The 19,390-nt window shown below is 59.5% G+C and carries 16 protein-coding genes; 7 read left to right on the top strand and 9 right to left on the bottom strand.

What is annotated here, in order from left to right:
- Positions 1-815: 815 nt before the first annotated feature.
- From cyoE to hmpA, 7 genes are all read right to left on the bottom strand, one after another.
- Positions 816-1,703 carry a heme o synthase gene (gene cyoE / locus BLU01_RS18535; protein ID WP_092278254.1) on the bottom strand — a complete coding sequence of 296 codons (888 nt, stop codon included), beginning with the start codon at positions 1,701-1,703 and terminating at the stop codon, positions 816-818.
- An 11-nt stretch (positions 1,704-1,714) separates the two neighbouring features.
- Positions 1,715-2,050 carry a cytochrome o ubiquinol oxidase subunit IV gene (gene cyoD / locus BLU01_RS18530; RefSeq protein WP_092278252.1) on the bottom strand — a complete coding sequence of 112 codons (336 nt, stop codon included), beginning with the start codon at positions 2,048-2,050 and terminating at the stop codon, positions 1,715-1,717.
- Positions 2,050-2,676, bottom strand: a complete 627-nt coding sequence (locus BLU01_RS18525) for a cytochrome o ubiquinol oxidase subunit III (protein ID WP_092278250.1) — start codon at positions 2,674-2,676, stop codon at positions 2,050-2,052. Before BLU01_RS18525 ends, cyoD begins: the two co-directional genes overlap by 1 nt.
- Before the next feature lie 3 nt (positions 2,677-2,679).
- A complete protein-coding gene (gene cyoB, locus BLU01_RS18520; protein ID WP_092278248.1) occupies positions 2,680-4,710 on the bottom strand; it encodes a cytochrome o ubiquinol oxidase subunit I in 2,031 nt (676 codons plus the stop codon).
- A gap of 3 nt (positions 4,711-4,713) precedes the next feature.
- Complete coding sequence (gene cyoA, locus BLU01_RS18515) at positions 4,714-5,658, bottom strand: ubiquinol oxidase subunit II (RefSeq protein WP_092278246.1); 945 nt, start codon at positions 5,656-5,658, stop codon at positions 4,714-4,716.
- A gap of 810 nt (positions 5,659-6,468) precedes the next feature.
- Complete coding sequence (locus BLU01_RS18505; RefSeq protein WP_092278244.1) at positions 6,469-6,978, bottom strand: disulfide bond formation protein B; 510 nt, start codon at positions 6,976-6,978, stop codon at positions 6,469-6,471.
- A 256-nt stretch (positions 6,979-7,234) separates the two neighbouring features.
- Positions 7,235-8,416 (bottom strand): NO-inducible flavohemoprotein, encoded by a 1,182-nt coding sequence (hmpA, locus tag BLU01_RS18500; protein ID WP_092278242.1) that lies wholly within the window; start codon positions 8,414-8,416, stop codon positions 7,235-7,237.
- 148 nt (positions 8,417-8,564) lie between these two features.
- On the opposite strand from hmpA, the gene norR reads away from it, so the two are divergent.
- From norR to BLU01_RS18475, 5 genes are all read left to right on the top strand, one after another.
- The gene (gene norR, locus BLU01_RS18495) at positions 8,565-10,115 is read left to right on the top strand and encodes a nitric oxide reductase transcriptional regulator NorR (protein ID WP_092278240.1); all 1,551 of its coding nucleotides are present in this window, start codon (positions 8,565-8,567) and stop codon (positions 10,113-10,115) included.
- A gap of 216 nt (positions 10,116-10,331) precedes the next feature.
- Positions 10,332-11,234, top strand: coding sequence for a chemotaxis protein CheV (locus BLU01_RS18490; protein ID WP_092278238.1), 903 nt, complete (start codon positions 10,332-10,334; stop codon positions 11,232-11,234).
- A 27-nt stretch (positions 11,235-11,261) separates the two neighbouring features.
- Positions 11,262-11,720: a GNAT family N-acetyltransferase gene (locus BLU01_RS18485; protein ID WP_092281654.1), complete on the top strand. Its 459-nt coding sequence runs from the start codon at positions 11,262-11,264 to the stop codon at positions 11,718-11,720.
- Between the two features lie 128 nt (positions 11,721-11,848).
- Positions 11,849-12,175: a hypothetical protein gene (locus BLU01_RS18480; protein ID WP_092278236.1), complete on the top strand. Its 327-nt coding sequence runs from the start codon at positions 11,849-11,851 to the stop codon at positions 12,173-12,175.
- 84 nt (positions 12,176-12,259) lie between these two features.
- Positions 12,260-13,009: a YkgJ family cysteine cluster protein gene (locus tag BLU01_RS18475; protein WP_092278234.1), complete on the top strand. Its 750-nt coding sequence runs from the start codon at positions 12,260-12,262 to the stop codon at positions 13,007-13,009.
- A gap of 203 nt (positions 13,010-13,212) precedes the next feature.
- Here BLU01_RS18475 and BLU01_RS18470 read toward each other — a convergent pair whose 3' ends face one another.
- Both BLU01_RS18470 and BLU01_RS18465 read right to left on the bottom strand, forming a co-directional pair.
- On the bottom strand, positions 13,213-14,355 hold the full coding sequence (locus BLU01_RS18470) for a transporter substrate-binding domain-containing protein (RefSeq protein ID WP_092281652.1): 1,143 nt from the start codon (positions 14,353-14,355) through the stop codon (positions 13,213-13,215).
- 142 nt (positions 14,356-14,497) lie between these two features.
- Positions 14,498-14,752, bottom strand: a complete 255-nt coding sequence (locus tag BLU01_RS18465) for a hypothetical protein (RefSeq protein WP_092278232.1) — start codon at positions 14,750-14,752, stop codon at positions 14,498-14,500.
- A 369-nt stretch (positions 14,753-15,121) separates the two neighbouring features.
- Between BLU01_RS18465 and BLU01_RS18460 the strand changes: the two genes are divergently transcribed.
- Positions 15,122-16,282, top strand: coding sequence for an efflux RND transporter periplasmic adaptor subunit (locus BLU01_RS18460; RefSeq protein WP_092278230.1), 1,161 nt, complete (start codon positions 15,122-15,124; stop codon positions 16,280-16,282).
- Positions 16,279-19,383: a multidrug efflux RND transporter permease subunit gene (locus BLU01_RS18455; protein WP_092278228.1), complete on the top strand. Its 3,105-nt coding sequence runs from the start codon at positions 16,279-16,281 to the stop codon at positions 19,381-19,383. Before BLU01_RS18460 ends, BLU01_RS18455 begins: the two co-directional genes overlap by 4 nt.
- Positions 19,384-19,390: the final 7 nt, after the last annotated feature.

The raw sequence follows: 19,390 nt of genomic DNA, 5'->3' as shown, positions 1-19,390 counted from the left end.
ACTTTCGCGCTTCTCGAAAGTGACTCGCTGTAAGAGCGAAACCTTATGCAGCCGTGACCGCAGGAATGGATATGTACACCTGACACAAACAAGTTGGCTGTTAGAAAGCTATCGCGAGCAAGCTCGCTCCCACAATTGGATCTTTGTACATCTGGGAGAACTCGGTCGGCTGTTGGAGAGCTATCGCGAGCAGGCTCACTCCTACAGGGATTGCGTACATCCGGGAGAACCAGGTCGGCTATCAGGCCGCCTCGCGGTGCTGTTGCGGTGCCCGCCCCCTCGTGAGGCCGAGCGCAGGTTCTGTGTAGTGGGCAACCCGGCAAGGATGCCGGGTTAGCCGCCCCCGGCCAGGGATGGCCGATGGCGGCGGGCCCACGGAGCAGGACCGGAGCGAGGGCATGCCGAGCCACGGCGAGGCACCGAACGAAAGGGGCAAGAGCGCTTTGGTTACTTTCGCGCTTCTCGAAAGTGACTCGCTGTAAAAGCGAAACCCAATGCAGCCGTGACCGCAGAAATGGATATGTACATCCGACAAGAATAGGTCGGCTGTGAGGGAGCTATCGCGAGCAAGCTCGCTCCCACAATTGGATCTTTGTACATCTGGGAGAACTCGGTCGGCTGTTGGAGAGCTATCGCGAGCAGGCTCACTCCCACATTTGGATCCTTGTACATCTGGGAGAACTCGGTCGGCTGTTAGGGAGCCATCGCGAGCAGGCTCGCCACCACAGTGAATCGCAGTAGCGCACCAGAATCCGGGCAATAAAAAACCCCGCTCTCCTCTCGAAGGGCGGGGTTTTTGATTCGGCGGCTGGCGCTTAAGGCGCGTAAGTCAGCAACAACTCACCCGGCACCTTGAAGTCCAACGACATCATCACACTCAACGCAGTAATGGTGAAAATCGAGAACACAAACAACTTGCGTGCCCACACCGTGTCATCCACTGCCTTGTAACCGGTCCAGGCCATGTACAACCAATACATGCCCATGGCCGCGGCCACCGCGAGGTAACTCATGCCGGCGTAACCGCTGAACGTCAACATCAACGTCGCGACCAGGAACGCCAGGATGTACAACAGAATGTGCTTCTTCGCCACCTGAATCCCGCGCTTCACCGGCAACACCGGAATCGATGCCGCCCGATAATCATTGAAGCGGAAAATCGCGATCGCATAAGAGTGCGGCATCTGCCACAAACTGAACATCACCAGCAACGTCAGCGCAGCCATGTCGAAACTGTTGGTCACAGCAACGTAACCGATCACCGGCGGCATCGCGCCCGACAGACTGCCCACCAGCGTGCCGTGAACCGACTTGCGCTTGAGGTACAGGCTGTAGAAACCGACGTAGATGACAAAGCCGATCACCGCAAACAGCGCGGCCAACGGGTTAGCCACCTTGTACAACAACGCTACGCCGGCAATGCCCAGGACGGTCGCGTAGATCAGGGCCAGTTTCAGAGAGATCAAGCCCTGCACCAGCACCCGGTTCTTGGTGCGTTCCATCTTCAGGTCGATGTCGCGGTCGATGCAGTTGTTGAACACGCAACCGGAAGCCACTACCAGGGACGTGCCGATCATGGCGGCCAGGAATATGGCCAGATCGACATGCCCTTTCGAGGCCAGGAAAAATCCGCCCGCCACAGAAAGCACGTTACCGAAAATGATCCCCGGTTTGGTGATTTGGATAAAGTGCTTAAAGGACATCCGGACTTTCCTCAGTGCGCCATCATGACGGTGTGGATGCTGAACATGATCCACAGCGACAAGCCAACCAGCAGGACAATCACCATCGCCGCGAAAACAAACGCAATCACGTTGTTACGCTGGGCGGCGGAACGGTCCAGGTGGAGGAAGTACACCAAGTGCACCAGCACCTGGATCACTGCGAAGGCGAGGATGATCCACAACGTCCAGACTTTCGGCAGCGATGGGTACATCACCAGGCCGAACGGAATGATCGTCAGGATCACCGACAGAATGAAGCCGATGGCGTACGACTTGACGCTGCCGTGACCGGCATCGTGGCTATCGTGGGAATGTGCATTAGCCATTACAGAGTCCCCATCAGGTAAACAACGGTGAATACGCAGATCCAGACCACGTCCAGGAAGTGCCAGAACAGGCTCAGGCAGCTCAGGCGGGTCTTGTTGGTCGACGTCAGGCCGTGCTTGTTGACCTGATACATCATGATCGCCATCCAGATCAGACCGCTGGTCACGTGCAGACCGTGGGTGCCGACCAGGGTGAAGAACCCGGACAGGAAGCCGCTGCGGCTAGGGCCGTAGCCTTCGGAGATCAGCAGGTGGAACTCGTTGATCTCCATGCCGATGAAGCCCAGGCCGAACAGGAAAGTGATGGCCAACCAGCCCAGCACCGCTTTCTTGTTGCCCTTGAACAACGCCAGCATGGCGAAGCCGTAGGTGATCGAGCTGAGCAACAGGCAGGCGGTTTCGCCCAGCACGTATGGCAGCTCGAAGATGTCGTGGCCCGACGGGCCACCCGCTACGTTGTTAACCAGTACCGCGTACACCGCGAAGATCGACGCAAACAGAATGCAGTCGGTCATCAGGTAGAGCCAGAAACCGAATACGGTCATCTCGCCCGAGTCATGGTGATGGTCATCGTGCCCATGTTCATCGACATGAGCGTGTCCAGCATTGGTCACTAAGTTCGACATGGTTTAAGCCTGTTCCAACGAGGTTTCAACACGGGTGGCGCCAGCAGGGATTTTCCCGGCCGCTACCAGACGCTTGTGCTGCTCGGCTTCGATACGCTCGATCACGTCGACCGGCACCATATAGCCCTGATCATCACGTGCAGCGTGGATCACGAAGTACACGACAGTGCCGACCAGACCGAAGATCGCCAGCCACCAGATGTGCCAGATCATTGCGAAACCGAACACCGTCAACAGAGCACCCATGACCACACCGGTCGCGGTGTTGTTTGGCATGTGGATGGGCTCGTACTTGGCCGGAACCTGGTACGCGGTACCGTTTTCCTTGGCTTCAGTGAACGGGTCGATGCCTGGTGCTTTTGGCAGTACCGCGAAGTTGTAGAACGGTGGTGGCGACGAAGTCGACCATTCCAGCGTGTGGGCATTCCACGGATCGCCATGCTCGCACATGTTTTCCGGCTTCTTGCGGTCACGAACGCTGACGTACAGCTGGATCAACTGGCAGGCAATACCGACCGCGATCATCACCGCACCGAACATTGCAACGTGCAGGTAAGGCACCCACTCAGGGTTGGTGGTGGCGTTCAGACGACGGGTCATGCCCATGAAGCCCAGTGCATAGAGCGGCATGAACGCGACGAAGAAGCCCGAGATCCAGAACCAGAACGCTGCCTTGCCCCAACCTTCGTGCAGCTTGAAGCCGAACGCTTTAGGGAAGAAGAAAGCGAAGCCGGCGATGTAGCCGAATACCGCGCCGCCGATGATCACGTTGTGGAAGTGAGCGATCACGAACAGGCTGTTGTGCAACACGAAGTCGGCACCCGGGATGGCCAGCAATACGCCGGTCATGCCGCCGATGGCGAAGGTCACCATGAAGCCCAGGGTCCAGAGAACCTGGCTGGTGAACTGCAGACGTCCGCGATAAATAGTGAACAGCCAGTTGAATAGCTTCACCCCCGTCGGGATCGAAATCAGCATCGTCGCCAGCCCGAAGAAGGCGTTGACGCTTGCACCCGAACCCATGGTGAAGAAGTGGTGCAGCCAGACCATGAAGCCCAGGATCGAGATCGCGCCCGAGGCGTAGATCATCGAGTGGTGGCCGAACAGACGCTTGCCGGAGAAGGTCGAGATGACTTCGGAGAAAACCCCGAACGCCGGCAGAATCAGGATGTAAACCTCGGGGTGACCCCAGGCCCAGAACAAGTTGACGTACATCATTGGATTGCCACCAAGTTCATTGGTGAAAATGTGGAAATCCATGTAACGGTCAAGCGTCAGCAGTGCCAGGGTAGCGGTCAGGATCGGGAACGAAGCCACGATCAGCACGTTGGCCCAGGTGCAGGTCCAGGTGAAGATCGGCATGTCCATGATCTTCATGCCCGGGGTACGCATTTTCAGCACGGTGGCCAGGAAGTTGACCCCCGTCAGCGTTGTCCCCAGACCTGATAACTGCAGTGCCCAGATGTAGTAGTCAACGCCAACGCCCGGGCTGTAGCCCAGTTCCGACAGCGGTGGATACGCAACCCAACCGGTACGGGCGAATTCGCCGACACCCAGGGACACGTTCACCAGCACAACGCCGGACACCAGCAGCCAGAAGCTCAAGGAGTTCAGGAACGGGTAGGCAACGTCACGTGCGCCGATCTGCAGCGGCACTGCAAGGTTCATCAGGCCGGTGAAGAATGGCATCGCCATGAAGATGATCATGATCACACCGTGAGCGGTGAAGATCTGGTCATAGTGTTCAGGCGGCAGGTAGCCAGGCGAACCTTCGGTGGCCAGGGCCAACTGGGAACGCATCATGATCGCGTCGGCAAAACCACGCAGCAGCATGATCATGGCAACGATGATGTACATCACACCGATTTTCTTGTGGTCGACCGACGTCAGCCACTCGGTCCACAAGTACGTCCACTTCTTGAAGTAGGTGATTGCAGCGAACACCGCCAAGCCGCCGAGCGCGATCATGGCGATGGTAATCATCACAATCGGTTCGTGGAACGGGACCGCTTCCCAACTTAATTTACCAAACATCGTTTACTCCTCTGCCCCGGCAGCTGAATGCGAACTCATGTCCATTCCTTCCATGGCGGCCATATCGTCTTCTTTCTTCTCGTGATGCATCGGCGCGCCTGGTTTCATGCCTTCGTACTTGTCGACGATGGTCTGGAACAGGTTTGGCGTGAACGAGGAATAAAGCTCGACTGGGTTGTTCTGGCTTGGTTTGGAGAGGGCTTCGTATTCAGCTTTTTCCAGCTGTTTAGGTGCCTTCTTGACATCACTGACCCACGCATCGAAATCCGCCTGGGAAGTGGCGATAGCTTTGAACTTCATGCCGGTGAAACCCGCGCCGCTGTAGTTGGCGGAGATACCGTCGAATTCAGCGTTCTGGTTGGCAATCAGGTGCAGCTTGGTCTGCATGCCCGCCATCGCGTAGATCTGGCCACCCAGGCCCGGGATGAAGAACGAGTTCATCACGGTGTCGGAGGTGATTTTGAAATTGATTGGCGTGTTGGCCGGGAACACCAGTTTGTTAACGGTGGCGATGCCTTGTTCCGGGTAGATGAACAGCCATTTCCAGTCCATCGAGACCACTTCAACAGTGATCGGCTTGACGTCCGATTCCAGCGGCTTGTACGGGTCCAGTGCGTGGGTCGACTTGTAGGTCACGTAACCCAGGGCAATGATGATCAGGACCGGAACAGCCCACACCGCGATTTCGATCTTGGTGGAGTGCGACCATTTAGGCGCGTACACCGCGTTCGGGTTCGAAGCGCGATATTTCCAGGCGAACAGGAACGTCATGACGATGACCGGCACAACGACCAACAGCATCAGCAGCGTTGCGGTGATGATCAGGTTTCGCTCATCCAGGCCCACCTGGCCCTTGGGGTCGAGCAAGGTCATGTTGCAGCCTGACAGCAACAACGTGCCGAGCAGCGGCAATAAGCCTAGTAGTCTGGGGTACCTGTTTTTACTCATCTCACGACCTCTAAAGCAGCTTGCGCAATGCAGTTGGGTTTTGATCGCCAACACTTCACCCTGCCAAGGGTTGGCATTTTCTTGGATTGAATAAGGGCTGCCCGTCGCGCGTCAGACGCTGTTCGACAAATCCTGGGCTAGCGGTGAGTTCTTATTCGAATTCGTGGTCAAAGGCCTTGTTACAGACCAATTCCATTTGGTGCGGATAGTCGGAAAGGCACCGACACCTGGGAGTCGCATGAAGCCAGCAGGCTTCTCGACGCCCTGTTAGCTCAGTAGAGAGCAGCGCCGGGGATTCAGTGCGGGCGATTGTAGATACGTCGCGACGCATAAACCATGTCTCATCCCGAAATAATTTTTATCCGTTCCAGCAACAATCATTAACGGATTTCGCAAAAGTTCAGCATGGTATCGAAATTGATTCTCAACAAAAACACCAAAATTTGTGGGGCTACCACGCGCAGTTCAGACAGCCTTGATGGCTTCATGCCTTCGCAGTGATGCTTGAAAGCCCCGATCAGCAAGGGCTTGAGCGATTACTCGGCGCCTGTTAAAACTGCCTGCTTCCCCACAATGGTGCATAAATCGTCCGCTGCTCAAACGCGGGCAAATCGTTGCGTAGCTAAGCACCAATTCCGGACTTTGAAATGAGTTGCGACACTCCAGCTGTGACAACATGTCGCACACGTTGCGCACCCTTGGCTGTCGCACATCACGATCTGTTTACCTGAGTTCTGAAATGCAAAACGCCCCGGCCCTCTTATCGAGGCCCGGGGCGTTTTTGTTTACGGCGAGGCGTTGGATGAAGGGTTAGCGCAACGCTTTGCGATTACGCGAAACCAGCACCGGCACCAGCACCACCACCAGCACAAACGCTACCAGCGCCCATTGCGCCAGCGACAGCCCGAGGATCGGCGGATACGGCGTTGAGCAGAACCCGTCGACCTGGAAGCCCAGCGGGAAGATCTTCGCCAGCGGCAGATCATCGACGATCGGTTGCAGCACATCGATGCCACAGCTGACCGTTGGGTAGAACTGCGTATAAACGTGATGCCCGGCAACCGCGACACCGCCCAGAGCGCAGATCACCACCAGGGTTTCGAACACCGTCAGGCTGCGTCGTGTGCGCATCGCCGCGCCGATGAAAGCGAAGATCGCGATCAGCAACAACGCGTAACGTTGCAGGATGCACAACGGGCACGGCGCCTCTTCCAGCACGACTTGCATGTACAGCGCGCCGCCGATCAGCGCCAGGCAGATGATGCCCAGCAACACCAGATAACGCCGCTCACGGCCCAATCGCATTGTTTCGTCACTCATCGCGTTTCCCTTCCGAATATCAATTGCCCGCAAGTCTACACGCAGGCCCAAAGCTTTAAGAGCCTGACGCGCGCCGGGGGATGTCGGGGAATAGACGACAGGCTGGTTAAGGAGGGATTAATTGAGAGGTCTGAACCGAGGTGCAGTTATCGCGGGCAAGCCTTGCTCCCACAGGGGGCATGCCACAAATCCTGTGGGAGCAAGGCTTGCCCGCGATTGAAGCGGCGCGGTGAGACTGACTCACCGCGCCCACCAATTACTCCAAAGCAGAAGCCGGCCCAAAAAACTCATAACGGCTCTGTTTCTCCGGCACGCCCAGTGCTTTCAAATGACGCTTGATCGCCGCCATAAATCCCTTCGGCCCGAGGAAGTAAGCATCCAGGTCACGCTGTTGCGGCAGCCATTCGCCCAGCTGTTCCTGACTCAACAGCCCGACCTTGTCCGCCGCCGGGCTCACGCCGTCATCTTCGGCGTAGCAATAGAAGCGCTTGAGTTGCGGATGGCGCGCGGCCAAACCATCAATCCAGTCACGAAACGCATGCACGCTGCCATTACGCGCGCAGTGGATAAAGTGCACCGGCCGCTCGGTGGCCAACGCCGCTTCAAGCATCGCCAGAGTCGGGGTGATGCCGACGCCACCGCTGATCAGCACCAGCGGTTTGTCGCTGGCGGTCAGGGTGAATTCGCCCGATGGCGGAAACAGCTGAATGCTCGAGCCGACGTGCAGGCTGTCGTGCAAGTGATTGGAAGCGCGACCACCGATTTCGCGTTTGACGCTGATGCGGTACTGGCCCTTGTCCGAAAGCGATGACAGCGAATAATTACGACGAATCTCTTCGCCATCCAGAATCAGCTTCATGCCGATGTACTGGCCAGGCTCGGCGGCGAGGATCGGGCCTTTGTCGGCCGGTTCGAAGTAGAAGGAAGTGATTTCCGCGCTTTCCTCAACCTTGGCCGCGACGATGAACTCCCGCGCCCCACGCCAGCCGCCCGGTGCATGTTGTTTCTGGTCGTAAATGGCGGTTTCGGCACCGATCAGAATGTCGGCCAGCTGGTTATAGGCGGCGCCCCATGCGGCGATGACTTCTGGTGTGGCGATTTCTTCGCCGAGCACTTCGGCAATCGCCCGCAGCAGGCAGGTGCCAACAATCGGGTAATGTTCCGGGAGAATTTGCAGGGCCACGTGTTTGTTGATGATCTTCGCCACCAGATCGCCCAGTTGATCGAGCTGATCGATGTGCCGCGCGTACATCAACACGCCGTTCGCCAGGGCGCGGGGCTGATCGCCGCTGGCCTGGTGGGCCTGGTTGAACAATGGGCGGACTTGCGGGTATTCGCAGAGCATCATGCGGTAAAAGTGAGTGATCAACGCTTCGCCACCGCTTTCGAGCAGTGGCACGGTGGATTTGACGATGGCACGATCTTGAACGCTGAGCATAAGGGCGACTCCTGAGCTTTTATGTGAATGCCTTATGCTTATCAGTTTCCATGCCAAAAATTAAATCGTTATAGATCAATCGCTTAAGTCAACGGTAGTCATATCGACACAGGCTGACTTATAGTCACGACGACTACACGGAGTCAATATGACCGCAAAATCGCTGCTGACTGCTTTGCTTCCCCTGGTCTCCGACCTGTCCCGCGAACTGCCCGAGGGCGAGCGCTATCGGCGTTTGCTCGAGGCCATGCGCGCTCTGCTGCCCTGCGATGCCGCCGCACTGCTGCGCCTCGACGGCGATTGGCTGGTGCCGTTAGCGGTGGACGGTTTGAGTACCGACACCTTGGGTCGGCGCTTCAAAGTCAGCGAACACCCGCGCTTCGAGGCGCTGCTGAGCAGTCCCGGGCCGACACGTTTCGCCGCTGACAGCGACATGCCCGACCCGTATGACGGCTTGGTCGACGGCCTCGACGATCATCTGGAAGTCCACGATTGCATGGGTTGCCCGCTGTTTATCGATGAACGGCCGTGGGGCCTGTTGACCCTCGATGCGCTGGACCCGGAGCAATTCGAGCCGATCGAACTCGACGCCCTGCAAGCCTTCGCCAGCCTCGCCGCCGCGACGGTGAACGCCGCCGAGCGCATCGAACGCCTGGCCAATCGCGCTGAAGACGAACACCAGCGCGCCGAGGTGTACCGTCAGGCCAGCGGCCAGCAGAACCGCGAGATGATCGGCCAGAGCAAGGCGCACAAACGCCTGGTGGAAGAAATCAGTCTGGTCGGCGGCAGTGATTTGACCGTGCTGATCACCGGCGAAACCGGGGTCGGCAAAGAGCTGGTGGCGCAAGCGATTCACGCCGCCTCGCCGCGCGCCGACAAACCGATCATCAGCCTCAACTGCGCCGCACTGCCGGACACCTTGGTCGAAAGCGAATTGTTCGGCCACGTGCGCGGCGCCTTCACCGGCGCGACCAGTGATCGTCGCGGCAAGTTTGAACTGGCGAATGGCGGCACGCTGTTTCTCGATGAAGTCGGCGAGCTCTCGCTGACGGTGCAGGCCAAGTTGCTGCGCGTGCTGCAAAGCGGTCAATTGCAGCGCTTGGGCTCGGATAAAGAGCATCAGGTCGATGTGCGGCTGATCGCGGCGACCAATCGGGATCTCGCCGAGGAAGTGCGCAGCGGCCGTTATCGTGCGGACTTCTATCATCGCTTGAGTGTTTATCCTTTATTGGTCCCGGCATTGCGCGACCGTGGGCGGGACGTGTTGCTGCTCAGCGGTTTTTTCCTTGAGCAGAACCGCTCGCGCATGGGCCTGAACAGCCTGCGTCTGAACAGCGATGCGCAAGCGGCGTTGCTTGCGTATGCGTGGCCGGGGAACGTGCGGGAGCTGGAGCACTTGATCGGCCGCAGCGCGCTGAAGGCGCTGGGCAATTGCAGGGAACGACCGAAGATTCTCAGTTTGAGCGCGGCGGACCTGGACTTGCCGCACGGCAGCGTCGAGCCGGCGGCTGAAGCGGTGGCGGCCAGCGCGGTGGTGTCGGTGTCGGGGGATTTGCGTGTGGCGACCGAGAATTATCAGCGGCAGTTGATCAGCGCCTGCCTGGAACGCCACCACAACAACTGGGCGAGCGCGGCCCGTGAGCTAGGCCTCGACCGGGCGAATCTTGGGCGCATGGCCAAAAGATTGGGGATGAAGTGATGACGCCATCGCGAGCAAGCTCGCTCCCACCATTGATTTTCAGGAGACACAAATATTGTGTACGCCGCAAATCCCCTGTGGGAGCGAGCTTGCTCGCGATGGCGCCCGACCATTCACCCGATTTTCTAAAGCCTGCCCGCAACAAGTCGATAACCCGGCATCAATAGCTTTTGGCGACTAACCCTCGCCCATCACCTTTCTCCAAAGAAGGTTTTTATGTCCACCACCAAAGCCCGCGCAGATTCACTTTCGCTTCTGCTGTTTACCTTGCGCAGCGGCAAGTTGATGGCGATCAACCTGCTCAAAGTCAGTGAGATCATCCCCTGCCCGCCGCTGACCAAACTCCCGGAATCGCACCCGCACGTCAAAGGCATCGCCACGTTGCGCGGCGCATCGCTGTCGGTGATCGACCTCAGCCGCGCCATCGGTGAGCGGCCGCTGGAAGATCCCAACGGCGGGTGCCTGATCGTCACCGACGTCAGCCGCTCCAAACAGGGGTTGCACGTGCAAGCGGTGAGCAAGATCGTCCATTGCCTGACTACCGACATTCGTCCGCCGCCGTTCGGTTCCGGCGGAGTGCGCTCGTACATCACCGGCGTGACCTCGGTCGACGGCGTGCTGGTGCAAGTGCTGGATATCGAAAAAGTCATCCACGGCATCGCCCCGGCGCAGATCGAAGTGGCGCCGACCGAGCTGAGCATGGAAGACGCCGAGGTGCTCGGCAACGCGCGGATTCTGGTGGTCGATGACAGCCAGGTGGCGCTGCAACAATCGGTGCACACCTTGCGCAACCTCGGCCTGCAATGCCACACCGCGCGCAGCGCCAAAGAGGCCATCGACTGCCTGCTCGACCTGCAAGGCACGGCGCAGCAGATCAACCTGATCGTCTCGGACATCGAAATGTCGGAGATGGACGGCTACGCGTTCACCCGCACCCTGCGCGAAACCCCGGACTTTTCGCACCTGTATGTGCTGCTGCACACCTCGCTCGACAGCGCGATGAACAGTGAAAAAGCCCGGCTGGCAGGGGCCAACGCGGTGTTGACCAAGTTCTCCTCGCCAGAACTGACCAAATGCCTGATCGCCGCCGCCAAGGCGGTCGCCGAGCAGGGCCACTGAGTGGTGGCCGAGCAATTCTGTTTTCTGCTGCGGCGCAACCTCGCCGAGCCGCTGCCGCCGGTTGTCTGGCCGACCGGCATCGAATTGAGCCAATACCGTCCGCAACTCGCCGAAGCCGTGCACCAGTTGATGGAGCTGGGTTATCGCGAGGGCGGTGGTCGCGTGCCGGCGCTGGACGCCTGGCAGCAGCGCTTTGAAACCGATCCGGAATATGACCCGAGCCTGTGTTTTATTGCTTTGGATGGCGAAGGGATCGTCGGCGTTTGCCAATGCTGGACCAGCGCTTATATCAAAAACCTGGTGGTGCACCCGCGCGCGCAAGGTCGTGGACTGGGCCGGGCGTTGTTGCTGCATGCGTTCACGGTGTTTGCGCAGCGGCGTGAAGGGTTTGTCGATTTGAAGGTGTTGGAAGACAACCTGCGGGCGCAGCGGTTGTATGAAAGCGCCGGCATGCGCGTGGTTCGCCGGGAAGCGGTGCCAACCTGATTGATCGCCTTCGCAGCCAAGCCTTGCTCCTACGCGGGAATGGTTTGCAATGTGGGAGTGAGCCTGCTCGCGATGAGGCCATCAGGCATACTCCATCCTCGGCCAATAACCATAAGGATGCTGCCCCGATGAAACTCACTACCCTGCTCGCCCTCAGCTTCACTGCCCTCGCCTCTCAGGCCCACGCCTCCAGCCCGGACGCCTGGGCCGCTTTCGACAAAGCTGTACTCGCCAGTTGCACCAAGGCCAGTGGTCTCAAAGACGCGAAACCTGTCGGCAACGCCGCGCAATTCGATGATCGCGTCGGTTACGTCGCTGTTCTCCTGCAAGGTCAATACCCGCAGAAACACATGAAGGGTCAGCAAGGCAGCGAGCTGTGCCTCTACAACAAGCAGAGCAAAACCGCCTATGTCACCGAGTGGGACTCGATTCGCCCTGCCGCGAAAAAACCCTGAGTGGCGCATAACTTGCTTCGACGGCTGTCTGTGCGGTGGCTTTCCGTCGCCACTTGATGCACTCACATTTGGCCGGTCGAACAAATGAACACGACGTTTTCCTGCGTAGGTTGCGGCAAATGCTGCACTGATCACCACGTGCCCCTGACCCTGAAGGAAGCCCGTATGTGGGCGGCTGACGGTGGTCAGGTGATCGTGTTGGTCGAAGGGTTTTTGAGCAATGGCCTGGGCCTGCCGCTGCAGCAGCGCGAGCATGCCGAACGGCGCTCGGTGCGGGTTCGCAGCGGTGCCAGCGAGGCCTATGTGGCGATCACTTTCGCCGCTTACAACGTTGGCGCCTGTCGGAATCTTGACGAAGACAATCTCTGCCGCATCTACGAACGCCGGCCGCTGGTGTGTCGTATCTATCCGATGGAAATCAATCCGCACATTCCGCTGAACACGGCGGTCAAGGAATGCCCGCCGGAGTCCTGGGAGCGAGGCCCAGACCTGATCGTGGGTGGCGAATTGGTTGATCAGGAACTGCTGACGCTGATTCAGCGCTCACGTCAGGCTGACCGCGATGAGGTGCAGACCAAGGATGTGATTTGCGGCTTGCTGGGGATTCGCACCGCGGCGTTGAAGGGTGACGGGTTTACCGCGTATCTGCCGCAGATGGACGCGTTTGCGTCGATTGTTGATCAGGTCGCGGCGCAGCAGCCGCAAGCGCCGGGCGGTGACTGGGTGTTTCACGTCTCGGGCGATGACATTGCCGGGCAAGTGTTGGCTGCTGGGGCTGAAGTGGCGACCGAAGTGCCGGTCAACTATGCGTTTATCTCGCTGCGGGCGGCTTGATCCCAGAGATGTGCTGGCAGTGACTGCCTCATCGCGAGCAAGCTCGCTCCCACAGGGATTTGGGAGCGCCATAGACCTACTGTGGGAGCACAGCTTGCTCGCGATGGCGCCCGACCTGCCCTCCATCTATCCCGAAGCGTTCACAACCCCCCTGTGGGAGCGAGCTTGCTCGCGATGGCGCCAGACCGGCCACCACCGCTCTATCAGCGAACAGCCACCGCCAGACACTCAACCTCGACCCGCGCACCCAACACCAATGCTTTAGCGGCAAACGTCGTACGCGCCGGCAAGCGGTCTGCCGGGAAGTAGCGTTTGTACACTTCATTCATCGCGTTGAATTCCTTGATGTCAGCCAGAATCACCGTGCACTTGGCCACGTTATCCAGCGAAGAACCATGGCTTTGCAGCGCGGTGCGCAGGTTTTCCATGGTCTGGACGGTCTGCGGGCCGATGCCGCCCTTCACCAGTTCGCCGTCAGCGCCCGAGCCAAGCACGCCGGACAGGTAAACCGTATCGCCAATGCGCACCGCATCCGAGAATGGCAGGCCTTCGTCGTTGGGAAAGTAGATCGGCGAATCGACTGCTTCGGCCGGCAAGTAGCGCTGGGTGATCATCTGGTACTGGCCATTCTGCTTCAGGCGTTCCAGCGCCGCGTTGAGCTTGTCGCGCAATGCCGTGTCGCTTTTGCGCACCGCCATCGCTACGCCACTGCCGAGCATCGGATCGTCGAGCGCCGGGCCGGCGAAGGCGAATGCCTGACCCTGCGGCTGAGCCAGCAACGCATGGCTGATTTCAATCGAGTCTTGCAGCGTGGCGTCGATTTCACCGGCCTGCAGGCTGGCAATCAATTGATCGTTGAACCTGAAACTGCGCACCGTCACCCCGGCGACCTGCCAACGCGCCTTGGCGAACGCCTCGCGGCTGGTGCCCGTCAGCACGCCAATACGCTGGCCTTTGAGTGATTCGGCAGTTGGCTGTAGCGCAGAACCCTGGCGCGCCACCAGACGGCTGCTCAGCGGGTAAAGGTTTTCGGTGAAATCGATGCGCTCGCGCCGCGCAGCCGTGGCGGTCATCGGCATGATCACGTCGAAACGCTTGGCTTCCAGCGCTTCGATGTTGGTGGCGTAATCCTGATCGACCCAGACGCAGCTGGATTTCAATTGCGCGCACAGCGCGTTGCCCAACTCGATGTTCAACCCGACTAGTTGACCATTGTCGTCACGACTTTCGAACGGTGGGACCAACGCTTCGACGCCGAAGCGGATCTGCGGCTCGACCGCAGAAGACACGCAACCGGTGGTCAAAGCCACCAGCGACAGCACAGAGAGGATTTTCAGCAGAGGCATTTCAGTGGCCTTCATCGAACATTCACGAGGAGTGAATCTTCGACGAGTGACCACCGACTTTCCCAGAGGACAAATCGCTCATTCCTGTGGGAAGAATCTTTAAAACACGCAGACTTTTTTCAGGCCAATGGCCGGCTAAACGTCAGCGTTTGCCCATCGAACGACGCGTACCCGGTGGCGCTGCGCCAGGGGTTTTGGTGTGGCCGTTCTTGGCGCCGTTCTTGTACCACGGCTGATTGGCATTCTTGGCGGCGGCCAGTTCGCCCGGTTTGAACGGAAACTTGAACGCCGGGATCGCGGCTTTTTCGCTGTCTGCGCTGGAGTCGACGCTGTCTGGCAGGTCTGCCGGCTCATCGCTCAAAGCGTCGGCGACCGGCGGTTGTGTCGGGGAAGTCATGAAAGCTCCGGGTGGTGCACAAAGAGTCGGGCCCGATGGGTGGACCGCGAAAGGCGCGAGTATACCTGTGTCGGGAGCGGCAAGCTGCAAGCGGCGAGTTTCAAGCGACAAGTATTCGGTCTGTGGGTTTGGCGGTGACGGGTCTGACGCCTTCGCGGGCAAGCCTCGCTCCTACAGGGAATGCATTCCAAATGTAGGAGCAAGGCTTGCCCGCGATGAACGATAACTCGTTCTATTTGGCGAAATACGCCTGCCAAACTGACAGCCGCGTCAGTTAGCAGTCACTTTCCTGACCGGGTCACAGGACTATAACGGGAGGTATAAAATCCGACGCTATTCCCGTCCCTCCAGCCCCGGCGCCTCTTTCGCATGCGAATCCACAAAAAATCCGCGTTGATCGCTGTCCCGCTGATCGTCCTGACGGCGCTGGTCCTGTGGTACGCGACTAAACCGGCCACCGCCAAACTCGCCGCGCCGACCGCGATTCCGGTGCGCGTGGTAACAGTTGCCGCGAAAGATGTGCCGCGTTACGTCAGCGGCATCGGCTCGGTGCTTTCGCTGCACAGCGTGGTGGTCCGGCCGCAGATCGACGGCGTTCTCACCAAGTTGCTGGTCAAGGAAGGTCAACTGGTCAAGACCGGCGACCTGCTCGCCACCATCGACGACCGTTCGATCCGCGCCAGCCTCGATCAGGCGCGCGCGCAACTCGGCGAGAGCCAGGCGCAGCTGCAAGTGGCGCAGGTCAACCTCAAGCGCTACAAGCTGTTGAGCGTCGACGACGGCGTGTCCAAGCAGACTTACGACCAGCAACAAGCGCTGGTCAACCAGCTCAAAGCCACCGCGCAAGGCAATCAGGCGTCCATCGACGCCGCGCAGGTGCAGCTTTCCTACACGCAGATTCGCTCTCCGGTCACCGGTCGCGTCGGTATTCGCACAGTCGATGAAGGCAATTTCCTGCGCATGACCGATACCCAAGGGTTGTTCACGGTGACGCAGATCGATCCGATTGCCGTGGAGCTTTCCCTGCCGCAGCAAATGCTGCCGACCCTGCAAGGCCTGATCGGTGACCCGCAACGCGCGCAAGTGAAGGCCTACATCGGCGCCGACACCGATGGCGAAACCGGCAACCTGCTGGGCGAAGGCCACCTGACGCTGATCGACAACCAGATCAACGCCAACACCGGGACGATTCGCGCCAAGGCTGAATTCAACAACCCGGGGCAAAAGCTCTGGCCGGGCTTGCTGGTCACGGTAAAAATTCAGACAGCGTTGAGTAAAGATGCGCTGGTGGTGCCGCCGACAGTCGTACAACGTGGGCTCGATCAACACTTCGTCTACCGGGTCAACGGCGACAAAGTCGAAACTGTGCAAGTGCAAATGGTCTATCAGGGCAGCGGCCAGGACATCATCAGCGGGGTCAAACCCGGCGACATACTGGTCAGCGACGGGCAGTCGCGGCTCAAACCGGGGTCCACCGTGCAAGTCCTCAGCGAGCCGCCGCAAGTGGTGCAAACGGAGCCCAAGCGATGAAAGGCCCTTCGGCGTGGTGCATCGATCACCCGGTCGCGACCATTCTGCTGACGTTTGCCCTGGTGCTGCTCGGCGTCATCGCGTTCCCGCGTTTGCCGATTGCGCCGCTGCCGGAAGCGGAATTCCCGACGATTCAGGTCAACGCGCAACTGCCCGGCGCCAGCCCCGACACCATGGCGTCGTCGGTGGCAACGCCGCTGGAAGTGCAATTCAGCGCCATCCCCGGCATGACCCAAATGACCTCGAGCAGCGCCCTCGGCTCGACCCTGCTGACCCTGCAATTCACCCTCGATAAAAGCATCGACACCGCCGCTCAGGAAGTTCAGGCAGCGATCAATACCGCCGCCGGCAAACTGCCCAAGGACATGCCGACGCTGCCGACCTGGAAGAAGGTCAACCCGGCCGACAGTCCGGTGTTGATCCTCAGTGTCAGCTCGACGCAGATGCCCGGCACCGAACTCAGCGATCTGGTGGAAACTCTGCTCGCGCGTCAGATAAGCCAGATCGACGGTGTAGGGCAAATCAACATTACCGGTCAGCAACGTCCGGCGATTCGCGTCCAGGCCTCGGCGGACAAACTCGCCGCCATCGGCCTGACCCTCGCCGACATTCGCCTGGCGATCCAGCAAACCAGCCTCAACCTGGCCAAAGGCGCGTTGTATGGCGAGTCGAGCATTTCGACGCTGTCGACCAACGACCAACTGTTTCACCCCGACGAATACAGCCAACTCATCGTTTCCTACAAGGACGGTGCACCGGTTCACCTGAGAGATGTCGCCAAAGTCGTCAACGGGTCGGAAGATGCCTACGTGCAGGCCTGGGCCGGTGATCGGCCGGGGGTCAATCTGGTGATTTCGCGGCAACCGGGGGCGAACATTGTCGAGACCGTGGATCGCATCCAAGCGGCGTTGCCGGGGCTTGAAGCGATGCTGCCGGCCTCGGTTGAGGTCAAAGTGCTGATCGACCGCACGCAGACGATTCGCGCATCGTTGCACGAGGTGGAAATCACCTTGCTGATCGCGGTCCTGCTGGTGGTGGCCGTAATGGCGCTGTTCCTGCGTCAATGGTCGGCGACGCTGATCGTCTCGGCGGTGCTCGGTGTGTCGCTGATCGCCAGTTTTGCCCTGATGTACGTCATGGGTTTTAGCCTGAACAACCTGACGCTGGTGGCGATCGTGGTGGCCGTGGGGTTTGTGGTCGACGATGCGATTGTGGTGGTGGAGAACATTCACCGGCATCTGGAGGCCGGCGACGGCATGCGCGAAGCGGCGATCAAGGGTTCCGGCGAGATCGGTTTCACCGTGGTTTCCATCAGTTTCTCGCTGGTCGCGGCGTTTATTCCGCTGCTGTTCATGGGCGGCGTGGTCGGGCGGCTGTTCAAGGAATTCGCCCTCACTGCGACCTCGACCATCATGATTTCGGTGGTGGTTTCGCTGACGCTCGCGCCAACGCTGGCGGCGCTGTTCATGCGCGCGCCGGTGCACCACGCCAATAGCAAAAAGACCTTCGGCGACCGTTTGCTCGCAGGGTACGAGAAAGGCCTGCGCCGCGCCCTCGCCCATCAGCGCTTGATGATCGGCGTATTTTTCCTGTCGCTGGGCTTGGCGGTGGCCGGCTACATCTTTATCCCCAAGGGTTTCTTCCCGATCCAGGACACCGGTTTTGTCCTCGGCACCACCGAAGCGGCCGCGGATATTTCCTACGGCGACATGGTGAAAAAACACTTGGCGATGGCCGAAATCGTCGCAGCGGACCCTGCCGTGCAAGCGTTTTCGCACTCGGTTGGCGTCTCCGGCAGCAACCAGACCATCGCCAACGGGCGTTTCTGGATTGCCCTGAAAAAACGCGGCGACCGCGACGTCACGGCCAGCCAGTTCATCGACCGGATTCGCCCGCAACTGATGAAAGTTCCCGGCATCGTTCTTTACCTGCGCGCCGGCCAGGACATCAACCTCAGCTCCGGCCCAAGCCGCGCGCAATACCAATACGTGCTCAAGAGCAACGACGGCGCAACGCTGAGCACCTGGACCCAACGCCTGACCGACAAATTGCGCAGCAACCCGGCGTTTCGCGATATTTCCAACGACCTGCAACTGGGCGGCAGCATCACCCACATCAGCATCGACCGCAGCGCCGCCGCGCGTTTCGGCTTGACTGCCAGTGATGTCGACGAGGCGCTGTACGACGCTTTTGGTCAGCGGCAGATCAACGAATTCCAGACTCAGATCAATCAATACAACGTGATTCTGGAGCTCGACACCCAACAACGCGGCAAGGCTGAAAGCCTGAATTATTTCTACCTGCGCTCGCCGTTGAGCGGGGAAATGGTGCCGTTGTCGGCGCTGGCCAAGTTCGACGCGCCGACCATCGGCCCATTGTCGATTGCCCACGACGGGATGTTTCCGGCCGCCAACATGTCCTTCAACCTGGCGCCCGGCGTGGCGTTGGGTGATGCGGTGATTCTGCTGAATCAGGCCAAAGCGGAAATCGGCATGCCGACCGCGATCAGCGGCAATTTCCAGGGTGCGGCGCAGGCGTTTCAGAGTTCGCTGGCCAGCCAGCCTTGGCTGATTCTGGCGGCACTGGTGGCGGTCTACATCATTCTCGGCGTGCTTTACGAGAGCTTCGTGCACCCGCTGACGATCATCTCGACCCTGCCGTCGGCGGGCCTGGGCGCAGTGATCATGTTGTGGATCTGCGGTCAGGACTTCTCGATCATGGCGTTGATCGGCCTGGTGTTGCTGATCGGCATCGTCAAGAAAAACGGCATCCTGATGATCGACTTCGCCCTCGAAGCGCAGCGCAGCCGGGGCTTGCCGCCGGAAGAGGCGATTTATCAGGCGTGCATCACGCGGTTCCGGCCGATCATCATGACCACCCTCGCCGCCCTGCTCGGCGCGCTGCCGCTGATGCTCGGTTACGGCACCGGCGCCGAGCTGCGCCAGCCGTTGGGGATCGCGGTGGTCGGCGGTTTGCTGGTGAGCCAGGCGCTGACGTTGTTCACCACACCGGTCATATACTTGTGGCTCGAGCGACTTTTTCATAGACACTCCCACCCACCAGCACCCGCGCCTGCAACGGCGTTGGCGACCACAGACTGAGGCGGGG

Source organism: Pseudomonas prosekii (genome assembly GCF_900105155.1).
In the GTDB taxonomy this organism is placed as follows: domain Bacteria; phylum Pseudomonadota; class Gammaproteobacteria; order Pseudomonadales; family Pseudomonadaceae; genus Aquipseudomonas; species Aquipseudomonas prosekii.
The sequence above is the reverse complement of the archived record's forward strand: the minus strand, read 5'-3'. Positions and strand labels throughout refer to the sequence as shown.